This is a genomic window from Streptomyces sp. NPDC002889 (assembly GCF_042888425.1).
GTDB lineage: Bacteria > Actinomycetota > Actinomycetes > Streptomycetales > Streptomycetaceae > Streptomyces.
The window spans coordinates 118770-144224 of record NZ_JBIAPT010000006.1 but is presented as its reverse complement, the minus strand read 5'-3'; the positions used below and the strand labels follow the sequence as shown (position 1 = coordinate 144224).

General features: G+C 70.1%; 17 protein-coding genes. 14 read left to right on the top strand and 3 right to left on the bottom strand.

The genetic code is table 11. From position 1 onward, the window contains the following. Positions 1-49 precede the first annotated feature (49 nt). The 11 genes from pulA (at position 50) to argF (ending at position 17031) form a co-directional block, all read left to right on the top strand. Positions 50-5455 (top strand): pullulanase-type alpha-1,6-glucosidase, encoded by a 5406-nt coding sequence (gene pulA / locus ACFYWI_RS11015; protein WP_389228686.1) that lies wholly within the window; start codon positions 50-52, stop codon positions 5453-5455. Positions 5456-5527: 72 nt separating this feature from the next. After that, positions 5528-5926 carry a cell division protein SepF gene (locus ACFYWI_RS11010; protein ID WP_389228683.1) on the top strand — a complete coding sequence of 133 codons (399 nt, stop codon included), beginning with the start codon at positions 5528-5530 and terminating at the stop codon, positions 5924-5926. 75 nt (positions 5927-6001) lie between these two features. Next, a complete protein-coding gene (locus ACFYWI_RS11005) occupies positions 6002-7159 on the top strand; it encodes an ATP-binding protein (protein ID WP_389228680.1) in 1158 nt (385 codons plus the stop codon). After that, a complete protein-coding gene (locus tag ACFYWI_RS11000) occupies positions 7156-7503 on the top strand; it encodes a nucleotide pyrophosphohydrolase (RefSeq protein WP_389228677.1) in 348 nt (115 codons plus the stop codon). Before ACFYWI_RS11005 ends, ACFYWI_RS11000 begins: the two co-directional genes overlap by 4 nt. A gap of 232 nt (positions 7504-7735) precedes the next feature. Then, positions 7736-8257: a DUF6099 family protein gene (locus tag ACFYWI_RS10995; RefSeq protein WP_389228674.1), complete on the top strand. Its 522-nt coding sequence runs from the start codon at positions 7736-7738 to the stop codon at positions 8255-8257. 42 nt (positions 8258-8299) lie between these two features. Continuing rightward, on the top strand, positions 8300-9223 hold the full coding sequence (locus tag ACFYWI_RS10990; protein ID WP_389228671.1) for an LLM class F420-dependent oxidoreductase: 924 nt from the start codon (positions 8300-8302) through the stop codon (positions 9221-9223). Between the two features lie 58 nt (positions 9224-9281). Continuing rightward, positions 9282-10187, top strand: a complete 906-nt coding sequence (gene mmuM / locus ACFYWI_RS10985) for a homocysteine S-methyltransferase (protein ID WP_389228668.1) — start codon at positions 9282-9284, stop codon at positions 10185-10187. Positions 10188-10340: 153 nt separating this feature from the next. Further along, the gene (locus ACFYWI_RS10980; protein WP_389228665.1) at positions 10341-11852 is read left to right on the top strand and encodes a 3' terminal RNA ribose 2'-O-methyltransferase Hen1; all 1512 of its coding nucleotides are present in this window, start codon (positions 10341-10343) and stop codon (positions 11850-11852) included. Further along, positions 11849-14434: a polynucleotide kinase-phosphatase gene (locus tag ACFYWI_RS10975; RefSeq protein WP_389228662.1), complete on the top strand. Its 2586-nt coding sequence runs from the start codon at positions 11849-11851 to the stop codon at positions 14432-14434. The genes ACFYWI_RS10980 and ACFYWI_RS10975 overlap by 4 nt, the downstream gene beginning before the upstream one ends. Positions 14435-14644: 210 nt before the next feature. Continuing rightward, complete coding sequence (locus ACFYWI_RS10970; protein WP_389228659.1) at positions 14645-15880, top strand: arginine deiminase; 1236 nt, start codon at positions 14645-14647, stop codon at positions 15878-15880. A gap of 119 nt (positions 15881-15999) precedes the next feature. Continuing rightward, the gene (gene argF / locus ACFYWI_RS10965) at positions 16000-17031 is read left to right on the top strand and encodes an ornithine carbamoyltransferase (protein ID WP_389228656.1); all 1032 of its coding nucleotides are present in this window, start codon (positions 16000-16002) and stop codon (positions 17029-17031) included. 87 nt (positions 17032-17118) lie between these two features. On the opposite strand, the gene ACFYWI_RS10960 is transcribed toward argF, so the two are convergent. Together ACFYWI_RS10960 and ACFYWI_RS10955 are read right to left on the bottom strand one after the other, a co-directional pair. Continuing rightward, positions 17119-17997 carry a peptidase gene (locus ACFYWI_RS10960; RefSeq protein WP_389228653.1) on the bottom strand — a complete coding sequence of 293 codons (879 nt, stop codon included), beginning with the start codon at positions 17995-17997 and terminating at the stop codon, positions 17119-17121. A 130-nt stretch (positions 17998-18127) separates the two neighbouring features. After that, positions 18128-19450, bottom strand: a complete 1323-nt coding sequence (locus ACFYWI_RS10955; RefSeq protein ID WP_389228650.1) for a beta-propeller fold lactonase family protein — start codon at positions 19448-19450, stop codon at positions 18128-18130. A 1370-nt stretch (positions 19451-20820) separates the two neighbouring features. On the opposite strand from ACFYWI_RS10955, the gene ACFYWI_RS10950 reads away from it, so the two are divergent. The 3 genes from ACFYWI_RS10950 (at position 20821) to ACFYWI_RS10940 (ending at position 24518) form a co-directional block, all read left to right on the top strand. Continuing rightward, positions 20821-21648 (top strand): enoyl-CoA hydratase family protein, encoded by an 828-nt coding sequence (locus tag ACFYWI_RS10950; RefSeq protein WP_389228647.1) that lies wholly within the window; start codon positions 20821-20823, stop codon positions 21646-21648. Beyond that, entirely contained in the window at positions 21633-23936 is a 2304-nt protein-coding gene (locus ACFYWI_RS10945; RefSeq protein ID WP_389228644.1) for a bifunctional salicylyl-CoA 5-hydroxylase/oxidoreductase, read from the top strand. Before ACFYWI_RS10950 ends, ACFYWI_RS10945 begins: the two co-directional genes overlap by 16 nt. Before the next feature lie 75 nt (positions 23937-24011). Continuing rightward, complete coding sequence (locus ACFYWI_RS10940; protein ID WP_389228640.1) at positions 24012-24518, top strand: GNAT family N-acetyltransferase; 507 nt, start codon at positions 24012-24014, stop codon at positions 24516-24518. A 117-nt stretch (positions 24519-24635) separates the two neighbouring features. On the opposite strand, the gene ACFYWI_RS10935 is transcribed toward ACFYWI_RS10940, so the two are convergent. Then, entirely contained in the window at positions 24636-25454 is an 819-nt protein-coding gene (locus ACFYWI_RS10935; RefSeq protein ID WP_389228637.1) for a PaaX family transcriptional regulator C-terminal domain-containing protein, read from the bottom strand. Position 25455 lies beyond the last annotated feature (1 nt).

The following is a 25455-nucleotide window of genomic DNA, read 5'->3' as shown; positions in this document are numbered from 1 at the left end:
GTACGGGGCGGCACCCCCTCTCCACCACCCTCTCGAGGAGAACCCCGCCTTGATACGCCCCCGCCCGCACCTGCGCAGAACGGTGGCCGCCGTCGCGGCGGTCACCCTCGCGGCGCTGGTCCCCGCCGTCCCGGCGGCAGCCGTGCCCGAGCCGCCCGCGCCGCCGTCGGACCGGGCGCTCGCCGCCCAGCCCGCGCGCCACGATCTGACCCGCGAGCAGTTCTACTTCGTCCTGCCCGACCGGTTCGCCAACGGTGACCCGAAGAACGACCGGGGAGGGCTGACCGGCACCCGCCTCGCCACCGGGTACGACCCCACCGACAAGGGCTTCTACCAGGGCGGCGACCTCAAGGGACTCACCGGCAAGCTCGACTACATCAAGGGGCTCGGCACCACCGCCATCTGGATGGCGCCGATCTTCAAGAACCAGCCGGTGCAGGGTGAGGGCAAGGATGCCTCGGCCGGCTACCACGGCTACTGGATCACCGACTTCACGCAGGTCGACCCGCACTTCGGCACCAACGCGGACCTCGAGAAGCTGATCGACAAGGCCCATGCCAAGGGCATGAAGGTCTTCTTCGACGTCATCACCAACCACACCGCCGATGTCGTCGACTACAAGGAGAAGTCGTACGGCTATCTGTCCAAGGGCGCCTTCCCCTATCTCACCAAGGACGGCGTGCCCTTCGACGACAGCGCCTACGCAGACAGCACCGACGGCGCCAGGGACTTCCCGAAGACGGACCGCGACTCCTTCCCGCGCACGCCCGTCGTCCCCGAGGCCAAGAAGAACCTCAAGGTCCCGTCCTGGCTCAACGACCCGACGATGTACCACAACCGGGGTGACTCGACCTTCGCCGGCGAGTCCTCCGCGCACGGCGACTTCGTCGGCCTCGACGACCTGTGGACCGAGCGTCCCGAGGTCGTCGAGGGCATGGAGAAGATCTACCAGCGCTGGGTGCGCGACTTCGGCATCGACGGCTTCCGTATCGACACCGTCAAGCACGTCAACACCGAGTTCTGGACCCAGTGGGCCACCGCGCTCGACACCTACGCCGCCGAGCGCGGCCGGGACGACTTCTTCATGTTCGGCGAGGTCTATTCCGCCGACCCGGCCATCACCTCGCCATATGTGACCCAAGGCCGGCTCGACGCCACCCTGGACTTCCCGTTCCAGGACGCGGCCCGCACCTACGCCTCCCAGGGCGGCTCCGCGGCCAAGCTCTCGCAGCTGTTCGCGCAGGACTACCGCTACACCACCGACAAGGCCAATGCCTATGAGTCGGTGTCCTTCCTCGGCAACCACGACATGGGCCGCTTCGGCACCTTCCTCAAGCAGGACAACGCCAAGGCCGACGACGCGGAACTCCTCGAGCGCTACCGGCTCGCCAACGAGCTGATGTTCCTGACCCGCGGCAACCCGGTCGTCTACTACGGCGACGAACAGGGCTTCACCGGCGCGGGCGGCGACAAGGACGCCCGCCAGACCCTCTTCGCCTCCAGGACCGCCGACTACCTCGACGACGACCAGCTCGGCACCGAACGCACGCACGCCTCGAGCGCGTACGACGCGAAGCACCCGCTGTACCGGCAGATCGCCGCGCTCTCCGCGCTCACCAAGGCCCACCCGGCGCTGCGCGACGGCATCCAGACCGAGCGCTACGCAGCGGACGGCCAAGGCGTGTACGCCGGCTCCCGTACCGACGCGAAGTCGAGGACCGAGTACGTCGTCGCGGTGAACAACGCGACCGAGCCGAAGACCGTCGACATCCCGACCGGCTCCGCCGCCATGAAGTTCCGTACGATCTACGGCGGTTCCGCAACGGTCGCCAGCGGCTCCGACAAGAAGATCACCGTCACCGTTCCGGCACTGTCCTCGCTGGTGCTGCGAGCGGCCGGCCCGCTCGCGGCTCCGGCGGACAAACCCGCGATCACCCTCAAGGCCCCGGCCGCGGGCGCCACCGGAACCGTCGAGATCGCCGCGGACGTGGACGGCGGACAGCTCGGCCGCGTCGTCTTCGCCGCCCAGGTCGGAAACTCCAAGTGGCAGGTGCTCGGCTCGGCCGACCACGCCCCCTACAAGGTCACCCAGCACATCTCCGACAAGGTCCCGGCCGGAACCACCCTGCGCTACAAGGCCGTTGTGGTGGACAGCGCCGACCGTACGGCAAGCGCCACGGCGGCCACCACCAGCGGCGCGCCCGCCGTGGAGCAGCCGCCGTCCGCCGTCCAACGGGACTACGCGATCGTCCACTACAAGCGCACCGACGACAACTACGCCGACTGGGGCCTGTACACCTGGGGCGACATCGCCGACGGCGAAGGCACCACCTGGCCCGCGGGCAAGCCGTTCACCGGCCGCGACGCCTACGGCGCCTTCGCCTACGTCAAGCTCAAGCCCGGCGCCTCCTCCGTCGGCTTCATCGCCGTCGACAAGGACGGCGTGAAGGACGTCGACGCCGACCGCTCCATCGACCTCTCCAAGACCGGTGAGGTATGGATCGAGCAGGGCAGGCCGGAGGTCAGGAACTCCGCGCCCGAGGGCGCGTACCCGCCCCAGGACACCACCAAGGCGGTCCTGCACTACAAGCGCGCCGACGGGGACCACAGCGGCTGGGGCCTGCACACCTGGACCGGCGCCGCGTCGCCCACCGACTGGTCCAAGCCGCTCGAGCCGGTGCGTACCGACGCCTACGGAGCGGTCTTCGAGGTGCCACTGGCCGCCGGAGCCACCTCGCTCAGCTACATCCTGCACAAGGGCGACGAGAAGGACCTGCCGTCCGATCAGTCGCTCGACCTCAAGGCCAACGGCCACGAGGTGTGGCTGCTCGCCGGGCAGGAGAAGTACCTGCTTCCGCAGCCCAAGGGCGGCGGCGCGGCCCTCGACCTGTCCAAGTCCCACGCCGTCTGGATCGACGCGAACACCCTCGCCTGGAAGGGCAGCGAAGCCGCGGCATCCAGCCAGCTGCTCTACTCCCGCGACGGCTCGATCGCCGTCAAGGACGGAGCACTGACCGGTGACGCCCGCTGGCTGCGGCTGAACAGATCGGAGCTGACCGACGCCCAGAAGGCGAAGTTCCCGCATCTGAAGGCGTACCCCGCCTTCAGCGTCGACCCGCGCGACCGGGACCGGGTCCGGGAGGCGCTCAAGGGCCAGCTGGTGGCCACGCAGCGCTCCGCCACCGGCGCGGTGCTCACCGCCACCGGGGTGCAGATCGCCGGAGTCCTCGACGACCTGTACTCCCCGAAGGCCACCACGGCCGAGCTCGGCGCGACCTTCGACCGCAAGGGTGTGCCCACCCTGCGGCTGTGGGCGCCGACCGCCCAGCAGGCCACGCTCGAGCTCGACGGGAAGACCGTCGCCATGCGCCGCGACCATGCGAGCGGCGTCTGGTCGGTCACGGGAAGCAGGTCCTGGAAGGGAAAGACCTACCGCTACGCGGTGAAGGTGTGGGCGCCCAGCGTCCAGCGGATCGTCACCAACAAGGTCACCGACCCCTACTCGGTCGCGCTGACCGCCGACTCCGAGCGGAGTGTCATCGCCGACCTGCGGGACAAGTCCCTCGCCCCGTCCGGCTGGTCGACGCTCAAGAAGCCGGCCGCGCTCCCGCTGCGGGACGCACAGATCCAGGAGCTGCACATCCGCGACTTCTCGATCGCGGACCCGACGGCCGACAACAAGGGCACGTATCTGGCCTTCGCCGACAAGGACAGCAAGGGCTCGAGGCACCTGCGTGACCTCGCCGCCGCAGGCACGTCGTACGTCCACCTGCTGCCGGCGTTCGACATCGGCACCATCCCCGAGAAGAAGTCCGACCAGCAGCAGCCCGACTGCGACCTGTCGGTCTACGCTCCCGACTCCGACGAGCAGCAGGCGTGCGTGGCCAGGGCCGCGGCCAAGGACGCGTTCAACTGGGGCTACGACCCCTTCCACTACACCGTCCCCGAAGGCTCGTACGCCACCGACCCGGACGGGACCCGGCGCACCGTCGAGTTCCGCCGGATGGTCCAGGCGCTGAACCAGGACGGGCTGCGCACCGTCATGGACGTCGTCTACAACCACACGGTGGCCAGCGGCCAGGCGGACAGGTCCGTGCTCGACAAGGTCGTGCCCGGCTACTACCAGCGGCTGCTCGCCGACGGTACGGTCGCGACCTCCACCTGCTGCGCCAACACCGCGCCCGAGAACGCGATGATGGGCAAGCTCGTCGTCGACTCGATCGTCACCTGGGCCCGGGACTACAAGGTCGACGGCTTCCGCTTCGACCTGATGGGCCACCACCCGAAGGCCAACATCCTCGCGGTGCGTGCCGCGCTCGACGAGCTGACCCTCGCCAAGGACGGAGTGGACGGACGGAAGATCATCCTTTACGGCGAGGGCTGGAACTTCGGCGAAATCGCTGACGACTCCCGCTTCGTCCAGGCCACCCAGAAGAACATGGCGGGCACGGGCATCGCGACCTTCTCCGACCGGGCACGGGACGCGGTCCGCGGTGGTGGCCCGTTCGACGAGGACCCGGGCGTGCAGGGCTTCGCCTCCGGTCTGTACACCGACCCCAACTCCTCGTCGGCGAACGGCACCCGGGAAGCGCAGAAGGCCCGGCTGCTGCACTACCAGGACCTCATCAAGGTGGGCCTGTCCGGGAACCTGGCCGGCTACTCCTTCACGGACACCACCGGCCGTACGGTCAAGGGCTCCGAGGTCGACTACAACGGTTCCCCGGCCGGTTATGCCGCCGTCCCCGGCGACGCGCTCGCCTACGCGGACGCGCATGACAACGAGTCGCTGTACGACGCCCTCGCCTTCAAGCTCCCGGCCGACACCTCCCCGGCGGACCGGGCGAGGATGCAGGTGCTCGCGATGGGCACCGCGGCGCTGTCGCAGGGGCCCGCGCTCTCCCAGGCGGGCACGGACCTGCTGCGTTCCAAGTCGCTGGACCGCAACTCGTACGACAGCGGGGACTGGTTCAACGCGATCCACTGGGACTGCCGCGACGGCAACGGCTTCGGCCGCGGCCTGCCGCCGGAGGCCGACAACAAGTCCAAGTGGGGATACGCCAAGCCGCTGCTGACCGCGCCGGCACTCACCGTGGGCTGTGCACAGATCGACGGCGCCTCCGCCGCCTACCGGGACCTGCTGAGGATCCGCGGCACGGAGCAGGCGTTCAGCCTGAGCACCGCCGGCCAGGTCCAGTCCGCGCTCTCCTTCCCGCTGTCGGGCAAGGGCGAGACCCCGGGCGTGATCACCATGCGGCTCGGTGACCTCGTGGCCGTCTTCAACGCCACGCCGGACCGGCAGACCCAGCGGATCGAGGCGCTCGCCGACCAGGCCTACACCCTTCACCCCGTGCAGCGCTCCGGTGCCGACGAGGTGGCGAAGTCCTCGTCGTACGAGAGGAGTTCGGGGACCTTCACGGTCCCCGCGCGCACCGTGGCGGTCTTCGAACGCGGCTGACCGTCATAAGTCCTCGCCCCCTCACCCGTGTCGCTGTTGGGCCGAACGGGTGAGGGGCGCGAGGATGGACGTATGAGTAGGTACGAGAGGTATGACGTGACCGACGAGCAGTGGGAGGGCCTGGCCCAGGTCGTGCCGCTGCGCGGGCGCAACGAGTGGCCGTCGCGAGTCGATCACCGCACCGTCCCCCAGGAGTACGAGGCCGCGGAGCAGCGTCGCTTCGTGGTCCTCAGGGTGCAGGTCTTCGCCGACGCGCGCGAGGTCGCCGAGTACCTGGTCAACCGCATCCCGGTGCTGCTCGATCTGACGAGCGCCGACACCGAAGTCGCCAAGCGCATCCTGGACTTCAGCAGCGGTGTCGTCTTCGGGCTGGGCAGTGGGATGCACCGGGTGGACCGCAGCGTCTTCCTGCTCGCGCCCGAGGGCACGGAGGTAGAGGGAATCGCGGCGACCGCGGTCCCTCATTCATAGGGGCCGTCCCTCATTCGTAGGAAGGGCACGGCGGCGGAACGGTTCGGCGTACCGGGGCTGCGTACCGTCCCGTTCATGGACCCCACCACAGCTCGCAGCGGCGTGCAGACCGCCCGCCCCACCGTCACCGAACTGCGGCTCTCCGCCTTCAGAGCGCACCGGAACGCCGCGTTCCGACTGGGGCCCCTGACGCTCTTCGCGGGGGCGAGCGGCAGTGGCAAGTCGAGCGTGCTGCAGGCGTACGAGGCCCTGGCGCGGCTGGGTGCGGGGGAGGAGCTGACCGCGGCCTTCCCCGACCCGGCCGGGTGCGTTCCGGAATGGGCGGCGGCCGACCGCCAGGGGCGGCGCGGATTCCGGATCGGCTGCACCGTCGAGGGTCCGGCCGGCACCGTCCGGCTCGATCTGGCCGTGCAGGCCGAACCGGAACTGCGCGTGGTCGGCGAACGGCTGACCGGCGACGGCCGGACCCTGCTGAGCACCGCGCTGCGGGACCCCGGCCGCACCACGGTTCAGGCCGCCTGGCACACCGCCGGATCCGCTGCCGTCACCCGCGCACCGCTGCCGGGCGACCGGCTCGGCACCGCCCTGCTGCCGCTGCGCGTCGCGGGCAAGACCCAGGGGCAGTTGCAGGTGCTCGCCGCCGCGGAACAGGTCGTGCTGGCACTGCGCTCCGCCTTCGTCTGCGATCCGCAGCCGCATCGCATGCGCGGGCCGGTCGCGGCCGGCGCGGCGGGCGCGGGCCGGCTGCGCCGCGGCTGCGACAACCTCGCCGAGGTTCTGCACCGCACCCGCAGCGAATGCGCCATACGGCATGCGCGGCTCGCCGCCGCGGCGCGTGCGGGGTGTGCCGGGGAGGTGGCGGACCTGGCCGTTCAGGAGCTGCCGGACGGTACGGTGCAGGCGCTGCTCGGCCGGGGCGGCAGCCGGGCGGACACACCGGTGGGGCGGCTCGGCGAGGGCGAGTTGAGGTATCTCGGGCTTGCGCTGGTGCTGCTCACCGGGCCGGGGGTGCTGGCGATGGACCAGGTGGACGAGGTGCCGACGGCGTACCAGTCGCTCACGGTGCTCGCCGACGGCTTCGACCGCTGCCTCGACGCGGCGCAGACGCGTGAACTTCTCACTCTGGCCGCGGAGATGTGCGCGCGGGGGCACATCCGGCTGGTCGGAACGCTCGCCGATGCGTCGGGCGCGCGCGGGATCGGCGGTGCGACAGTGGTAGACCTGGTGCCGTGACGACAGACGACGCGCCGGACGAGAGCCCACTGGACGTGGTGGGGCTGCAGCGCAGGCTCGCCGAGTTCGCGGCGGCGCGGCACTGGGAGCCGTACCACACCCCCAAGAACCTGGCGGTCGCGCTGAGCGTCGAGGCCTCCGAACTCGTCGAGATCTTCCAGTGGTTGACGCCGGAGCAGTCGGCGCGGGTGATGGAGGAGGAGGGCACGGCGCACCGGGTGCGGGACGAGGCGGCGGACGTTCTGGCGTATCTCCTGCAGTTCTGCGAGGTACTCGGGATCGACGTGCTGGCGGCACTCTCCGACAAGATCGACCGCAATGAACTGCGCTTCCCGGCGAAGTGACGGCGAGGTGACCGCCGACCGAAGCGGACCGAAGCGGACTGTTGTGGACCGCCCGGGGACCGCTGCGCGGGTGGCCCCCGGCAGATCGTTGTCACTCTATGGAGTTGCCGAGTTTTCCACAATGGCCGTGCTGTCCACAGATTTCGGAATTCCCCTGGCTTTTCGGCTCAAGCGGCTTCACTCTGGGTAATGAACTGAGTGGGCAGAAAGTCGTACGAACGGGGGTGCGTACATGGACGCGGAACGGCTCGTCACGATCAGCCGAGATGCCCTGGCCGAGAGCCGCGAGGTGCCGGACGTCGTGGCCGAGGCCTGGCAGGCCCAGGCTCTCGCACAGGCGATCGGCAGCAAGATCGCCCTGTGCGGGCCGCCGGGACTGAGAGGCGAGGCGCGGGCGCTGAGCGAGATCGGGGGCCGGGCCTGCGGAGTGCTTGATCATCCGATGGTGCGCAGCGGCGGGGTGCGAGCCGCGCAGCTGACCCAAGTGGCCGATATGCACGCTGCGCTGACCGCGCTGCATGCGCTGCTGGGGGAGGTGGGGATGGCGCTCGTCGGCGTGGCCTGCGCCACCGACGACGAAGGTCTCTACTGGCAGTGCATCGAGGCGATAGACGCAGCCGACGAGTCGAGCGACCGGGTGCGCGGCATGCTGCGCAGGCTCGCGGCGCACGAGAGCGACCGGCCTCCTGACACCGTGCGGGGCAGGGCGGGCCCGGCACGGCCGGTCGCGGAGATGGGGCCGGCCGGCCCCTGACGCCCCGCGACGCCGCGAGGGCCGACGGTGCAGGATGGATGTATGGATCTTCGAATCTTCACCGAGCCCCAGCAAGGTGCGAGCTACGGCACCCTGCTGACCGTCGCCAAGGCCGCCGAGGACCTCGGCTTCGACGCCTTCTTCCGCTCCGACCACTATCTGAGCATGGGCGCCTCCGACGGACTGCCCGGCCCGACCGACGCCTGGATCACCCTGGCCGGCCTGGCCCGCGAGACCAAGCGCATCCGCCTCGGCACACTGATGACCGCAGGGACGTTCCGTCTTCCCGGAGTGCTGGCCATCCAGGTGGCACAGGTCGACCAGATGTCCGGCGGCCGGGTCGAACTGGGCCTTGGAGCCGGCTGGTTCGAGGAGGAGCACAGGGCGTACGGCATCCCGTTCCCCCAGGAGAAATTCGCGCGGCTGGAGGAGCAGCTGGCGATCATCACCGGACTGTGGGCCACGGAGGCCGGCAAGACGTTCTCGTACGAGGGCGAGTACTACCAGCTGACCGACTCGCCCGCCCTGCCGAAGCCCGCCCAGCCGAAGGTGCCCGTGCTGATCGGCGGTCACGGGGCGATCCGCACCCCCCGCCTCGCCGCGCAGTACGCCGACGAGTTCAACATCCCGTTCGCGTCGGTCGAGGACAGCGAGCGCCAGTTCGGCCGGGTGCGAGCCGCCGCCCGGGCCGCCGGGCGCGCCGCTGACGAGCTGGTGTACTCGACCGCCCTGGTCGTATGCGTGGGCAAGGACGACGCGGAGGTGGCGCGCCGTGCCGCCGCCATCGGACGGGAGGTGGACGAACTGAAGGCGAACGGACTTGCGGGCTCGCCCGCCGAGGTCGTGGACAAGATCGGGCGCTATGCCGCGATCGGATCGTCCCGGATCTACCTCCAAGTCCTGGACCTCGACGACCTCGACCATCTGGAGCTGATCTCGTCCCAGGTCCAGTCCCAGCTCGGCTGATCCGCCGAGACTCGTCCCGCTGAGGCGCCGTGCGCCGAGGCCGACACGAGGAGCTCCTGTGAAGCCCGTCCGCAGCCTTGCCGCCGCGCTCGCCGACGAGGTCGTCCTGCTCGACGGCGGCCTGTCCAACCAGCTTGAGGCGCAGGGCTGCGATCTGTCCGACGACCTCTGGTCGGCGCGGCTGCTGGCCGACGATCCACAGGAGATCGAGGCAGCGCACACGGCGTATGTACGGGCGGGCGCACAGGTGCTCATCACCTCCGGCTACCAGGCCACCTTCGAGGGATTCGAGCGGCGCGGTATCGGGCGCGAGGAGGCAGCGGGACTGCTCGGACGGAGTGTCGAGCTGGCCCGCACGGCGGGGGAGGCGGCGCGTCATGAGGTGTGGGTCGCCGCCTCCGTCGGGCCGTACGGTGCGATGCTCGCGGACGGCAGCGAGTACCGGGGCCGCTACGGGCTGAGCGTGCGGGAGCTCGAACGCTTCCACCGGCCGAGGATCGAGGTCCTGGCGGCGGCGGAGCCGGATGTCCTGGCCCTGGAGACCGTGCCGGACACGGACGAGGCCGAGGCGCTGCTACGGGCGGCCGCCGGATGCGGGGTGCCGGTCTGGCTGTCGTACACCGTCGCGGGCGGCCGTACCAGGGCCGGGCAGCGGACGGCCGACGCCTTCGCCCTGGCCGCCGGCCGGGACGAGGTGATCGCGGTGGGGGTGAACTGCTGCGAGCCGGCCGAGGCAGCCGCAGCGGTGGAGCTCGCGGCAGCGGTGACGGGCAAGCCGGTCGTCGTCTACCCCAACAGCGGAGAGCAGTGGGACCCCGTGGGGCGGACCTGGCGCGGGGGCTCGCTGTACGACCCGGCACGCGCGTGCGACTGGCAGGCGGCCGGGGCCCGGCTGGTCGGCGGCTGCTGCCGGGTGGGACCGGACCGGATCGGCGAACTGGCGCGGCTGCTGGGCAAGGAATGACCTCCGGCCGCCCGGGCTTCAGCGGCACAGGGCAGAACGGGTGCGGACCAACGGTCGCCATCCGGGAGCCGCCGTGGAGCGCGCACAGAGCCCACGCGTGCGACGAGCGAAAACCCCTGGTGGGGGCAGTCGAACCGGGCGATACTCGGACGCGTGTTCCTGACGATCAGTACGACCGGTACCCCGGAGCGTCCCGCGACCGATCTCGGCCATCTGCTGCACAAGCATCCAGAGAAGGCGCAGACGTTCTCCACCTCGCACGGCACGGCGCATGTCTTCTACCCCGAGGCGTCCGTCGAGCGGTGCACCGCCGCGCTGCTGCTGGAGGTGGATCCGGTGGCGCTGGTGCGGCGCGGCAAGGGCAAGGGCCGCGGCGGCGCGCCCGACTCGGCGCTCGCGCAGTATGTCAACGACCGCCCGTACGCGGCGTCGTCCCTGCTGTCCGTCGCGATGAGCACGGTGTTCAAGAGCGCCCTGCGCGGTGTGTGCGCCGCTCTGCCCGAGCGCGCCGATGCCCCGCTTCCCCTGCGTATCGTGGTGCCTGCCCTGCCCGCCCGCGGCGGCGCCGAGCTGGTCCACAAACTGTTCGGCCCCCTGGGCTGGACGTCGGTCGAGGCACGGCCGGTGGCGCTGGACGAGCAGTTCCCCGAGTGGGGAGACTCCCGCTATGTGCAGCTGGCGCTCGAGGGCGAGCTGCGGCTCTGTGACGCCCTGCGGCAGCTGTATGTGCTGCTCCCGGTGCTCGACGACGCCAAGCACTACTGGGTGGCGACCGACGAGGTCGACAAGCTGCTGCGGGCCGGTGAGGGCTGGCTGGCGGACCACCCCGAGCACAAGCTGATCACCAGTCGCTATCTCTCGCGCCGCTGGGGACTGACCCGGCAGGCGATGGACCGCCTGGAGCTGGTGCGCCTGGCCGAGGCCGACGACCTCGACGTCGAGGACGTGGACAACGCCGTGGACGAGACCACGGACACCGAGGAGCGGCCGGTCCCGCTCGCCGAGCAGCGCAGGGGTGCCATCCTCGAAGCGCTGCGGGCCGCGGGCGCGAGCCGGGTGCTCGACCTGGGCTGCGGCCAGGGCCAGTTGGTGCAGGCGCTCCTCAAGGACATCCGCTTCACCGAGATCGTCGGAGTCGATGTCTCGGTGCGAGCGCTGACCATCGCCGGTCGCCGGCTCAAGCTGGACCGTCTCGGCGAGCGCCAGGCCGCGCGCGTCACACTGCTGCAGGGCTCCCTCACGTACACCGACAAACGGCTCACCGGATACGACGCAGCCGTGCTGAGCGAGGTCATCGAGCATCTCGACCTGCCGAGGCTGCCGGCCCTGGAGTTCGCGGTGTTCGGGTCCGCCCGTCCACAGACGGTGCTCGTGACGACCCCGAACGTGGAGTACAACGTCCGCTGGGAGACGCTGCCCGCAGGGCATGTGCGCCACGGCGACCATCGGTTCGAGTGGACCCGAGGGGAGTTCAGCGCCTGGGCCGCGGCGGTTGCCGAGCGGAACGGCTACGAGGTGCGGTTCGTGCCCGTCGGCCCCGACGACCCCGAGGTGGGGCCGCCCACGCAGATGGCCGTGTTCGAGAAGGCCGACAAGACAGAGACCGGCAAGACCGGCAAGACAGAGAAGACCGGGAAGAGCGAGAAGGAGGCGAAGGCCGCATGACCAGCACCACCCCCAGCACCGCCGGCACCACACCGGGCGGCCGTCGGCTCCCGGTGACCGACCTGTCCCTCGTCGTCCTCGTCGGCGCCAGCGGATCCGGCAAGTCCACCTTCGCCCGCAAGCACTTCAAGCCCACCGAGGTCATCTCCTCCGACTTCTGCCGCGGGCTCGTCGCCGACGACGAGAACGACCAGAGCGCGAGCGGTGACGCCTTCGACGTCCTGCACTACATCACCGGCAAGCGGCTCGCCGCAGGGCGGCTGACCGTCGTCGACGCCACCAACGTGCAGTCCGAGAGCCGCCGCCGGCTGGTCCAGATCGCGCGGCAGCATGACGTCCTGCCCATCGCGATCGTCCTCGACCTGCCCGAAGACGTCTGCATCGCACGCAACGCCGCACGCCCCGACCGCGCGGACATGCCCCGCCATGTCATCCAGCGCCACCGGCGCGAGCTGCGCCGCTCACTGCGCGGACTGGAGCGCGAGGGTTTCCGCAAGGTGCACATCCTGCGCAGCGTCGGGGAGGCCGACCGCGCCGAGATCGTCCTCGAGCGCCGCTACAACGACCTGCGCCACCTCACCGGCCCGTTCGACATCATCGGCGACATCCACGGTTGCCGCTCCGAGCTGGAGACCCTGCTCGCCAGACTCGGCTATGTCGACGGGGCACACCCCGAGGGGCGCACCGCCGTCTTCGTCGGTGACCTCGTCGACCGCGGGCCCGACAGTCCCGGTGTGCTGCGCCGCGTCATGGGCATGGTCGCCGCGGGCACCGCCCTGTGCGTGCCCGGGAACCACGAGAACAAGCTCGGCCGGTGGCTCAAGGGACGCAACGTCCAGCACACCCACGGCCTTGCCGAGACCATCGAACAGATGGAACGGGAGGACGCCAGGGACCCGGCGTTCCGCGAGCAGGTGCGGGAGTTCATCGACGGGCTCGTCAGCCACTACGTGCTCGACGAGGGCAAGCTGGTCGTCTGCCACGCGGGACTGCCCGAGAAGTACCACGGCCGTACCTCCGGGCGGGTCCGCTCGCACGCGCTGTACGGGGACACCACCGGCGAGACCGACGAGTTCGGGTTGCCGGTGCGCTACCCCTGGGCGGAGGACTACCGGGGGCGCGCCGCGGTCGTCTACGGCCACACCCCGGTACCCAGCACCTCGTGGATCAACAACACCATCTGCCTGGACACCGGTGCCGTCTTCGGCGGCAGGATGACCGCGCTGCGCTGGCCGGAGCGTGAACTGGTCGACGTACCGGCCGAGAAGGTCTGGTACGAGCCGGCCAAGCCGCTGGTCACCGAGGCGCCGGGCGGTCGTGAGGGCCGTCCGCTGGACCTTGCCGATGTGCAGGGACGTCGGGTGGTGGAGACCCGCCACATGTCCCGGATCGGTGTACGCGAGGAGAACGCCGCGGCGGCGCTGGAGGTCATGAGCCGCTTCGCGGTCGACCCGCGGCTGCTGACCTACCTGCCGCCGACGATGGCCCCGACCGCCACCTCGAAGGAGGAGGGCTATCTGGAGCACCCTGCCGAGGCCTTCGCCCAGTACCGGGCCGACGGCGTCGGCAAGGTCGTCTGCGAGGAGAAGCACATGGGCTCGCGGGCCGTGGTGCTGGTGTGCCGGGACGCGGCCGCCGCGCGGGAGCGGTTCGGCGTGGACGGAGCCACGGGTGCCCTGTACACCCGTACCGGACGGCCGTTCTTCACTGATTCCCTCAGCGGCCCCGACGTCACCGAGGAGATCCTCGGCCGACTGCGTACGGCGATTTCCGAAGCCGGACTGTGGGAGCAGCTGACCACCGACTGGCTGCTGCTGGACGCCGAGTTGATGCCGTGGTCGCTGAAGGCGTCCGGACTGCTGCGCTCGCAGTACGCGGCGGTCGGCGCCGCCTCCGGCGCGGTGCTGCCGGATGCCACAGCCGCCCTGGAGGCCGCCGTGGCACGCGGTGTCGGCGTTGACGGGCTGCTCGCCCAGCAGCGTGAGCGGGCGGCCGACGCGGCCGCGTTCACCGAGGCGTACCGGCGCTACTGCTGGACGACCGACGGTCTCGACGGGGTGCGGCTGGCGCCGTTCCAGATCCTCGCCGCCCAGGGCCGCTCGCTCGCAGCGGTGCCGCACGACGAACAGCTCGCCTGGCTGGACCGGCTGGTGGAGCACGACCCCACCGGCCTGCTCCAGGTCACCCGACGGCTGATCGTCGACACGGGCGACGAGGATTCGGTGCGCGCCGGGGTCGACTGGTGGCTGGAGATGACCGGACGCGGCGGCGAGGGCATGGTCGTCAAGCCGCTGCAGGCGCTCGCGCGGGACGGGAAGGGCCGGCTCGTGCAGCCGGGTATCAAGGTCCGCGGCCGTGAGTACCTGCGGATCATCTACGGTCCCGAGTACACCCGCCCGCACAACCTGGAGCGGCTGCGGGGCAGGTTCTTGAACCACAAGCGCTCCCTCGCGCTGCGCGAGTACGCCCTGGGCCTGGAGGCTCTGGACCGGCTGGCCGACGGGGAGCCGCTGTGGCGCGTCCACGAAGCGGTCTTCGCGGTACTGGCCCTGGAGTCGGAGCCCGTCGACCCACGGCTGTGACCGTGGCCGTGACCGCGCGTCAGTGAGTGGCGGGCGTTACGGGGAGGCACCGTCAGTGCCTCCCCGTAACGCCTGCCGGCCGAAGGAGCGCCCGCCGTCGAGCCGCGACAGGGGGCACGGCGGCAGCACATGGCCTGACGTCACCGGTCCGATGCCACAAGGTCAGCCGTTCGCCGGGTGAACGGCGTCCCGCGCGGTGAGGATGGAGGCATGGGATTTCATGTCGACTCCGAGACCGGGCGGCTGCGCCAGGTCATCCTGCACCGGCCCGATCTCGAGCTGAAGCGGCTCACCCCGAGCAACAAGGACGCACTGCTCTTCGACGACGTTCTCTGGGTGAGGCGCGCCCGGCAGGAGCACGACGGGTTCGCGGACGTGCTGCGCGACCGTGGGGTGGAGGTGCACCTCTTCGGCGATCTGCTGCGCGAGTCGCTGGAGATCCCTCAGGCCCGAAAGCTCGTCCTGGACCGGGTCTTCGCGGAGAAGGAGTACGGCCCGCTCGCCACCGACCACCTCCGAGCGGCCTTCGACGAGTTGCCCACTTCCCAGCTGGTGGAGGCGCTCGTCGGCGGGATGACCAAGCGGGAGTTCCTCGCGGGGCATACCGAGCCGACGTCCGTCCGCTTCCATGCGATGGACCTGGACGACTTCCTCCTCCACCCGCTGCCCAACCATCTGTTCACCCGGGACACCTCCGCCTGGATCTACAACGGTGTCTCCATCAACGCGATGCGCTGGCCGGCCCGGCAGCGTGAAACCGTCCATTTCGAGGCGATCTACAAGCACCACCCCCACTTCGTCGGCCCTGATGCGGGCACCTTCCACCACTGGTCGGAGGGTCAGGACGACTATCCGTCCACCATCGAGGGCGGCGACGTACTGGTCATCGGCAACGGCGCCGTGCTGATCGGGATGAGCGAGCGCACCACTCCGCAGGCCGTGGAGATGCTGGCCCGCGGGCTGTTCGCCGCCGGATCGGCCCGCACGATCGTGGCTCTGGACATGCCCAAGAGGCGTGCCTTCATGCATCTGGACACCGTGATGACGATGGTCGACGGGGACACCTTCACCAAGTACGCGGGGCTGGGCATGCTCCGCTCCTACACCATCGAACCGGCCGACGGCTTCCACGGGCTGAAGGTCAGCGACCATCCGCCGGAGCATATGCACAGTGCGATCGCCGCGGCGCTGGGGCTGCAGGAGATCCGGGTGCTGACGGCGACGCAGGACGTGCACTCGGCGGAGCGCGAGCAATGGGACGACGGCTGCAATGTGCTCGCCGTCGAGCCGGGTGTCGTCATCGCGTACGAGCGCAATGTCACCACCAACACGCATCTGCGCAAGCAGGGCATCGAGGTGATCGAGATCCCCGGCAGTGAGCTGGGGCGGGGCAGGGGAGGCCCGCGCTGTATGAGCTGCCCGGTCGAACGCGAGCCCGTCCGGTAGACCGGCGGGCCGTCCGGCGTGGTGCTCGGCGCGTCGAGCCCGGCGGGGCTCTGTATAGCAATGCAGGGTGTCGTATATAGTTCCATGGTACCCGCATCAGTGACCCAGGAGCAGCCACCATGGCGATACATCTCGAAGGCCGCCACTTCCTCAAGGAGCTGGACTTCACCGCCGAGGAGTTCCGCAGCCTGATCGATCTGGCCGCGGAACTCAAGGCGGCCAAGCGGGCGGGCGCCGAGGTGCAGCGGCTGCGGGGCAGGAACATTGCGCTGATCTTCGAGAAGTCGTCCACGCGTACGCGCTGTTCCTTCGAGGTGGCCGCTGCCGATCAAGGGGCGTCGACGACCTATATCGACCCCGCCGGCTCCCATATCGGCAGCAAGGAGTCCGCCAAGGACACCGCGCGGGTGCTCGGCCGGCTGTTCGACGCCATCGAGTTCCGCGGCGACAGCCAGGACGTCGTCGAGGAGCTCGCCGCGTACGCCGGCGTGCCGGTGTACAACGGCCTGACCGACGACTGGCACCCCACCCAGATGCTCGCCGATGTGCTGACCATGACCGAGCACAGCGACAAGCCCCTGGAGGAGATCTCCTTCGCCTACCTCGGCGACGCCCGCTTCAACATGGGCAACTCCTACCTGGTCACCGCCGCGCTGCTGGGAATGGACATCCGGATCGTCGCCCCCCGGTCGTACTGGCCGGCCGAGGAGATCGTCGCCCGGGCCCGCCGGGTCGCCGAGGGGAGCGGGGCCCGGATCACCCTCACCGAGGACATCGCCGAGGGAGTGCTGGGTGCGGACTTCGTCGCCACCGATGTCTGGGTGTCGATGGGGGAGCCCCAGGAGGTCTGGGACGAGCGGATCAAGGTCCTCGGCCCGTACGCCGTGACCATGGACGTCCTGCGCGCCACGGGCAATGCGGAGGTGAAGTTCATGCACTGCCTGCCTGCCTTCCACGACCTGAAGACCAGGATCGGCCGCGAGATCCATGAGCGCCACGGTCTGGCCGAGCTCGAAGTCACCGACGAGGTCTTCGAGTCGGCCCACTCCGTCGTCTTCGACGAGGCGGAGAACCGGATGCACACGATCAAGGCCGTCATGGTGGCCACGCTCGCCGGGGGTGCGACCGGGGAGGATGCCGGATCCGCGTAGTCATGCGCCCGACCGGGGTGAGCATGCGTAGGGGGTCGCAGTGGGCCCCGACACGCCGCGCGATGCGGCGTAGTGGGAGCAGCTGGCCTACTGGCTGTTTCGCCGACGGCGTCGGATGCCTGCCAGGGCCAGTACGCCGGCGACCAGGGCAGCGGCTGTGGCGGCTCCGGCGTAGAGGAGTACGCGAGATTCCCTCTTCTCTTCCTTCTCTTCGGTGAGCGTCACGGCGGCTGTGCTCGTGTGTTGCACTGTGCCGCTCTGCAGCGTCAGTGTGGCTTTCCAGGGGCCGTCGGGCAGGCCTGGATCAAGGGGGACGGTGACGGTGCCTGTTCCGTATGGGGCGAGTGTGACGCCGGCGGCTGCGCGAAAGGGGCCTGCGCTGATGTCTCCGGGGCCGTGGTGAAGGTCGAGTGCCCCGTTCAGGTCCACCGCTCGCCTGCCGAGGTTGCGGACGGCGGCGGTGACGCTGGGACGGCCCTGTTTGTCTCGCGTACCGTTCAACTTCGCGATCTTGAAGTCGGAGACGGGCTCTCCGCCGGGCCCGATGTCCAGGTAGAGCCGCACCCCCACACGGGTGATGCTGCCGATGTTGTGGGTGGCGTCCGCTGCCGCGGCGCTTTCGGCCCAAACGACGGCGTAACGCTCCCCGGCTTGCGCGGTCCGCGGCACATTGATCGTGATCTCGGCCTTGGCTCTTGAGTGTGGCTCCAGGTTCGCTGTAGCGGGTTCGACTCTGGTCCACCGGGTCAGCTCGTTGGCTGTGCGCCTCGGGGCGAAGGTGAACCCCTGGTTCTCGATGGAGGCGGCGGCCGCGTACAGGTCCATACGGCGCGGAGCGGACGACTTGTTGGAAATCTCGATCTTGCGCTTGATCGTCATGCCCGGCTTGAGGTGGTCGACGATATACATCCGCGCGCGTGGGTCGTTACGCCGTGCTACAGGGGCCTGGAGGAGCCGGATCCCCATGAAGTCCCCCTTCGCGTCCGCCACTGCCGCTGAGGTGATGCCGGCCGGAGCAAGGACGCCCAGGGCGATCGCCGCCGTGGCGAGAGCCGCGGCGGCGATCAGAGTGAAGACCCGGTACTGGGGCGAGGAGTTACGCCACAGAATGGGTCACCGTCCCGGTGTAGGTGCCGGCGACCGCGGCGGCGGGCACAGCGACGTCCAGGGTGGGGTTCCACTTGACGGAGTTGTTGCCGGAACCGCTCGGCTTGCTGAACGCGGTCCGGGCGGAAGCGAGCGTGCCGGCCGCGCCCGGAGTGAACGGCCCGTTGACCGGGTCGATCGCGGCTCCCGGTGTGTAGGTCACCGCGCTGCCGGTGATGGGGCTGCCGCCGGTGGTGGTGAAGGGATCGGTCAGGGAGACGGTGGACACCCAGCTTGCATCGGCCAGCGAGCGCTCGTCGTTGACCGTGACCTGACCGAGCTGGCCAGTGGCGGTCCCGCCCGGAGTGACCTCGCTCAATGTGGCGGAGGCGGGAACGGCGGCGGTCAGGCCGTCGGTGGGGGTGACCTGGAAGGTGACCACCGTGTCCTCCTGGTCCGGGGAGGGTGCTGCTCCTGTCGGACCGCCGCCGACAGTGAGGAGAGTGGCGCTGGCGGTGTCGGTGCTGGTGTCGATCACCGACACGTCGTCGGAGCCGGTGTTCGTGATGTACGCCTTGGCACCGTCCGCGGTGATGGCCACCCCGCTCGGACCGGTGCCGATGTTGGTGGTGATGGTGGAGGAGACGGCGTCGGTGGTGGTGTTGATCACGGACACGCTGTCGGAGCCGTTGTTCACGACGTAGGCCTTGGCGCCGTTGGGAGCCACGGCCACCCCTCGGGGGTTGGAGCCGACGGCGATGGGGGTACCAGCGGTGTCGGTGGCAGTGTTGATCACCGATACGTCGTTCGAAGTGTTGTTCGTGACGTAGGCCTTGGCGCCGTTGGGGGTCACGGCGACCGTGGAGGGATTCGTGCCGACGGTGATGGTGGTGCTGACAGTGTCGGTGGCGGTGTCGATCACCGACACACTGTTGTTGTTGAGGTTGGCGACGTAGGCCTTGGCGCCGTCGGGGGTCACGGCCACCCCGATGGGAGTCGTGCCGACGGTGATCGTGGAGGTGACGGCATCGGTCGCGGTGTTGATCACCGAGACGTTGCCGTCATCGGAATTGACCACGTAGGCTTTCGCCCCGTTGGGGGTGACGGCAACCCCCCGGGGGCCGTCGCCGACGGCGATGGTGCCGCTGACAGTGTTGTCGGCAGTGTTGATCACCGACACGTCGTCGGAGCCGTAGTTGGTGACGTAGGCTTTTGTGCCGTTCGGGACGATCGCCACCCATGTCGGATTCGTGCCGACGGTAATGGGCGTGGCGCCAACGGTGTCGTTCGTGGTGTTGATCACCGAAACGGTGCCGTCATCGGAATTGGCCACATAGAGAAAGTCCGACGGGTCGGCGACTGCTGGAGACGCAGCGACCATGGACAGGGTCAACGACGCCAGCGCCATCAGACCCACCAAGGCCCGTCGCCTGGCTGCTGCAGGCTCCCTTCTTCGTCTGAACCATCTCCCCTGCCGCCCTTCGGGGCGGTCACCCACTTCCGTTCGAAGAGCCCGATGTCCGAGCACGGCGACCTCCGCGTCCACCACGATGACGCCCCGAATGCACCGAGGCGCCGAGATCATCTGCGATGACTCGAAGATCACTTTATGAACGCTGTTACTGCATAATTCCTAACTCAAATAGCGCGTGTCGCCCTAGTCATATATACCCAGTAAGTCCTGACGCTCTCCGGCCCTGGATATGAACCACCGTGATGTGCATGAGCCGGAACAGAGGCGGTCCCCTGATGGGGCTCACGCCACTGAATGCGTCACCACGCCTCGGTAGACGCCCGCCACCCAGGCGGCGGGCACGTGGACGTTCAGAGCGGGGCGCCAAGCGACGGAGTTGCTGCCGGAACCACTCGGATGGCTGAACGCCACGCGGAAGGTGGCGAGGGGCCCGGGGCGACCGGGGATGAACAGACCGTTGAACGCATCGACCGCCGCTCCGGGGCGGTAAACCACGCGACCGGCGGGTATCGCCTCATGGGGGCCACGTGAACCGGCCGTGAAATCCCGGCTCACGGTGACGGTGGCTGTCCAAGCGGCATCCCGCGCGGCCCGCTCATCGTTGACACGAACCTCGCCCAGGCGGCCAGATGCAGTGCCCCCCGGATGTGCACCAGACAGCACAGCCGCGCACGGCGCGGAAATGGACAGGCCCCCCGGCGCGACCACCTCAAACCGCATCCGAGTGCTGTCTGCTGTCTCATCGGCGCAGGCTGGCGTAGCACCCAGCGCAGCAACCACCCCGGCCGCCACGATGACGCCTCTCACCAGCGACATTCCACTGCCGTTACGACTTGCCATAGAAGTACGGTATGAGGAAACGGCCACTCATTCGCACTTTAAGTCACCTGATGGTGGAGTCCGGCTCCTCTGAAAGGGCGTGTATCGAATGTGCTGGTCGCAGCCACTCGTTGATGGCCGCTACAAGGACGATCGCCTCGTAGTGGACCGCGAGCTTGTCAGTTCACGATATCGGCCCGGTCACCTCGGCGGCGTGCACGGCGGTGTCGCCGTCGGGGCGTGGCCGGCTTCCATGCCACGCACGCGGCGGTGCCATCCCTCCCGTCGGCCGCCCCGGGAGGTCTGTCGCGTACTCGTGACGGCAGTCACGTATGGATGATAGCTTCGAGAGGCAGGCAGCAGCCGGACCACCCCGGCAGCAGACCGCCCGCCGAAGGAGGCCACACTCCATGAGCCCCTTTACCGGCTCCGCAGCGCGCACCGAGGACTGGCGACATCTGCGGCTGACGATCGACGAAGGTGTCGCGACCGTCACCCTCGCCCGCCCCGAGAAGCTCAACGCGCTCACCTTCAGCGCCTACGCCGATCTGCGCGATCTGCTCGCCGAGCTCGCCCGGGAGCGTTCCGTACGCGCGCTGGTGCTCGGTGGCGAGGGCCGAGGCTTCTGCTCCGGCGGCGACGTCGACGAGATCATCGGCGCGACCCTGTCCATGGACACCGCCCAGCTCCTCGACTTCAACCGGATGACGGGCCAGGTCGTACGGGCGGTCCGGGAGTGCCCGTTCCCGGTGATCGCCGCGGTGCACGGTGTTGCCGCCGGAGCCGGGGCGGTGCTCGCACTGGCCGCGGACTTCCGTATCGCGGACCCCTCGGCCACATTCCGGTTCCTGTTCACCAAGGTGGGGCTGTCCGGCGGCGACATGGGCGCGGCCTATTTGCTGCCGAGGGTCGTCGGACTCGGCCACGCCACCCGGCTGCTGATGCTGGGCGACGCCGTCCGGGCCCCCGAGGCCGAACGGATCGGTCTGATCAGCGAGCTGACCGACGAGGGCCGGGCCGGAGCCCGGGCCGCCGAACTGGCCCGCCGTCTCGCGGACGGACCGGCTCTGGCCCATGCGCAGACCAAGGCCCTGCTCACCGCCGAACTCGACATGCCGCTCGCCGCGTCGGTCGAACTGGACGCCGCGACGCAGGCGCTGCTGATGAACGGTGCGGACTACGCCGAGTTCCATGCCGCCTTCACCGAGAAGCGCCCGCCCAAATGGCAGGGGCGATAGCGGTGTCCGGCGCCCTGCGCGTCGCCGTCATCGGAGGCGGGCCCGGCGGACTCTACGCGGCCGCGCTGCTCAAACGGCTCGATCCCGAACGGGACATCACCGTCTGGGAGCGCAACGCCCCCGATGACACCTTCGGGTTCGGCGTCGTCCTCTCCGACGAGACCCTCGGTGGCATCGAGCACGCCGACCCCGCCGTCTACCGGGCCCTTCAGGCCGAGTTCGTACGGTGGGACGACATCGACATCGTCCACCGGGGCCGCACGCTCACCTCCGGTGGCCACGGCTTCGCCGCGCTCGGCAGGCGCAGGCTCCTGGAGATTCTGCACGAGCGCTGCGAGGGACTCGGCGTAAGGCTCCGCTTCCGCACCGAGGCGCCGCCCGTCGCCGAACTCGCCGCCACCCACGACCTCGTCATCGCCGCGGACGGCGTCCACAGCGCCACTCGTGACGCGCACGGCGACGTCTTCGCGCCCCGCATCACCACCCACCGCTGCCGCTACATCTGGCTCGCCGCCGACTTCGCCTTCGACTCGTTCCGCTTCGAGATCGCCGAGACCGAGCACGGCGTGATCCAACTGCACGGCTACCCCTACTCCAAGGACGCCTCCACCGTCATCGTCGAGATGCGAGAAGAGGTCTGGCGGGCCGCGGGCTTCGACCAGGTGGACGAGGCGGAGTCCGCCGTCCGCTGCGCCAAGATCTTCGCCGACGCGCTCGACGGCCGCCCCCTGCGGGGCAACTCCTCCGCCTGGACCGCCTTCCGCACCGTCGTCAACGACCGCTGGTCCCACGGCAACACGGTGCTGCTGGGCGATGCCGCCCACACCGCGCACTTCTCCATCGGCTCCGGCACCAAACTCGCCGTCGAGGACGCGCTCGCGCTCGCCGCCTGTATCGAGGAACAGCCCGGTCTGCCCGCCGCCCTCGCCGCGTACGAGAGCGAGCGCCGCCCCGTCGTCGAGTCCACCCAGCGCGCCGCCGGGGCCAGCCTGCGCTGGTTCGAGGAGCTCGCCACCCACCTCGACCAGCCGCCCCACCAGTTCGCCTTCAACCTGCTCACCCGCAGCCGCCGTGTCACCCACGACAATCTGCGGCTGCGCGACGCCGCCTTCACCGGCGCCGTCGAGAAGGGCTTCGGCTGCCCGCCCGGAACCCCGCCGATGTTCACCCCCTTCCGGCTGCGCTCCCTCACCCTGCGCAACCGCGTCGTCGTCTCACCCATGGACATGTATGTCGCGAAGGACGGGCTCCCCGGCGACTTCCACCTCGTCCACCTCGGCGCCCGCGCGCTCGGCGGAGCGGGCCTGGTGATGACCGAGATGGTCTGTGTCAGCCCTGAAGGCCGCATCACGCCCGGCTGCACCGGCCTCTACACCTCTGAGCAGCGGGACGCCTGGCGCCGCGTCACCGACTTCGTCCACCTCAGCTCGCCGGGTACCGCGATCGGCGTCCAGCTCGGCCACTCCGGTCGCAAGGGCTCCACCAAACTCATGTGGGAAGGCATCGACCAGCCGCTCGACCAGGACAACTGGCCTCTCTCCGCCGCCTCCCCGCTTCCCTACCGCCCCGGGGTCAATCAGATTCCGCACGCACTGGAGCGCACCGGACTCACCGAGATCCGCGAGCAGTTCGCCGCCGCCACCCGCCGCGCTGCGCACAGCGGCTTCGACCTCCTCGAACTCCACTGCGCCCACGGCTACTTGCTCTCCGGATTCCTCTCCCCGCTGACCAACCACCGCACCGACACCTACGGTGGCTCGCTCGAGAACCGGCTCCGGTTCCCCCTCGAAGTCTTCGACGAGATGCGTGCCGTCTGGCCGGACGACCGGCCGATGACCGTCCGTATCTCCGCCACCGACTGGGCCGACGGCGGCACCACGGCCGATGACGCCGTCGTCATCGCCCGCGCCTTCGCCGCCCACGGCGCCGACGCCATCGATGTCTCCACCGGCCAGGTCGTCCCCGACGAACAGCCCGAATACGGCCGCTCCTACCAGACCCCCTACGCCGACCGGATCCGCAACGAGGTGAACGTCCCCGTCATCGCGGTCGGCGCGATCTCCTCCTGGGACGACGTCAACTCACTCCTGCTGGCCGGCCGCGCCGACCTGTGCGCCCTGGCCAGGCCCCATCTCCACGACCCCCACTGGACGTTGCACGCGGCGGCCGACCAGGACTACACCGGCCCGGGCGCGCCCTGGCCGCTCCCGTACCGGGCGGGCAGCCGCAAGCCGCCGACCGGCCGTACGGACGCGCCCAAGCCCCGGCTCACGCTGGACGCGCGCTGACGCGACCGGCACCGGCAGCATGTCCCCGCGGTGGGCCGGGCGCTTTCCCCTCCGCCCGCCGGGGACAATGAGCCCATGCGTATCCGAGCGGCGACCATCGGCGACCTCCCCCTTCTGCAGGACATAGAGAGGGCGGCGGGGAGGTGCTTCCGAGACATCGGCATGCCGGAGATCGCCGACGACGAGCCCCTTCCGCTCGGCGAACTCGCCCGTCACCAGGAGGCAGGGCTGGCCTGGGTCGCCGTCGACGGTTCCGACGCTCCGGTGGCCTATCTCATCGCCGTCCCGGCCGACGGCAACCTGCACGTCGAGCAGGTGTCGGTCCACCCGGACAGCGCGCGCCGCGGCATCGGACTGTCCCTGCTGGACCACCTGGCAGACCATGCCCTGGCGGGCGGTGTGCCCGCCCTGACCCTGACCACGTTCGCCGAGGTGCCGTGGAACGCGCCCTACTACGCGCGCTGCGGCTTCCGGACGCTGAGCGAGAGCGCGCTCGGCCCCGATCTGCGGGCCATCCGCCGGCAGGAGACCGCCCACGGCCTGGACCGATGGCCACGCGTCTGCATGCGCCGGGCCGTGTGACCACCGGGCACCCCGACAGCGGTACCGGCATCGTGATGCCGTTCCGTCCGCTCGACCTCGGCGGTCACCGGAGCCAGAGGGGCCCGAGCGCCGGCTCGCCGGCCGCGGTCCCGGCGCTCACGCTCCCCCGCCCCCCAGCACGAACTTCGCCCCGGCTTCCCGCAGCCGCCCGTGCAGCCGGGCGAACACCTCCGCCGACCGGCCCCCGGGCCAGTCCTGCGGCAGCAGCTCGGCCGGCAGGCCCGGGTCCGCGTACGGCAGCCGCCGCCAGGAGTCCAGGGCCCGCAGATAGTCCTGGTACGCGTCCTCGGGCGCTGTGTCGTCGCGTGCGTCCCACGACCGCAGTACCGGCTCGTAGCGATCCAGGAATTCCTTGTGCAGCTCGGCGATCGCCCCCAGATCCCACCACCGTGACACCGCCTCCGCCGTCGCGGCGAAGCCGAGGTGCTCGCCCCGGAACAGCTCCACGTACGCATCGAGCTGAAGGCGGCGCAGCGTGTGCCGTGTCTCCTCGTACAGCCGTGCCGGCGCGATCCACACCCCCGGCGCGGCCGAGCCGAAGCCCAGCCGGACCAGCCGGGAGCGCAGCAGATGCCGCTTGTGGCGTTCGGCCTCCGGTACGGAGAACACGGCGATGACCCAGCCGTCGGACAGGAGCGGTGCGGTGCGGGTGTAGATTCGGCGGTCGCCGTCGTCGAGCAGCTGGCGGGCGTCGGCCGACAGGGCGTAGCCGGCCGCTCCGTCCTCGGTGCGCTCGGGAACCAGCAGGCCACGGCGTTTGAGCCGGGAGACCGACGAGCGCACGGACGGTGCGTCGACGCCGAGCACCGCCAGCAGCCGGATCAGTTCGGACACGGGCATGGAACCCGGCCGTTCGCGTCCGTACGCGCCGTACAGGGTGACGATCAGGGAGCGGGGGGTGTGCTGCTCGGCCACG

What these genes read in the sequence shown, in the direction of transcription:
- ACFYWI_RS10975 (WP_389228662.1), top strand. Translation starts at nt 11,849, where the DNA reads ATGACCAGCACCACCCCCAGCACCGCCGGCACCACACCGGGCGGCCGT.
- ACFYWI_RS10940 (WP_389228640.1), top strand. Translation starts at nt 24,012, where the DNA reads ATGCGTATCCGAGCGGCGACCATCGGCGACCTCCCCCTTCTGCAGGAC.
- ACFYWI_RS10950 (WP_389228647.1), top strand. Translation starts at nt 20,821, where the DNA reads ATGAGCCCCTTTACCGGCTCCGCAGCGCGCACCGAGGACTGGCGACAT.
- ACFYWI_RS11005 (WP_389228680.1), top strand. Translation starts at nt 6,002, where the DNA reads ATGGACCCCACCACAGCTCGCAGCGGCGTGCAGACCGCCCGCCCCACC.
- ACFYWI_RS10995 (WP_389228674.1), top strand. Translation starts at nt 7,736, where the DNA reads ATGGACGCGGAACGGCTCGTCACGATCAGCCGAGATGCCCTGGCCGAG.
- ACFYWI_RS10960 (WP_389228653.1), bottom strand. Translation starts at nt 17,997, where the DNA reads ATGGGGATCCGGCTCCTCCAGGCCCCTGTAGCACGGCGTAACGACCCA.
- ACFYWI_RS10990 (WP_389228671.1), top strand. Translation starts at nt 8,300, where the DNA reads ATGGATCTTCGAATCTTCACCGAGCCCCAGCAAGGTGCGAGCTACGGC.
- ACFYWI_RS10970 (WP_389228659.1), top strand. Translation starts at nt 14,645, where the DNA reads ATGGGATTTCATGTCGACTCCGAGACCGGGCGGCTGCGCCAGGTCATC.
- argF (WP_389228656.1), top strand. Translation starts at nt 16,000, where the DNA reads ATGGCGATACATCTCGAAGGCCGCCACTTCCTCAAGGAGCTGGACTTC.
- ACFYWI_RS10945 (WP_389228644.1), top strand. Translation starts at nt 21,633, where the DNA reads ATGGCAGGGGCGATAGCGGTGTCCGGCGCCCTGCGCGTCGCCGTCATC.
- ACFYWI_RS11010 (WP_389228683.1), top strand. Translation starts at nt 5,528, where the DNA reads ATGAGTAGGTACGAGAGGTATGACGTGACCGACGAGCAGTGGGAGGGC.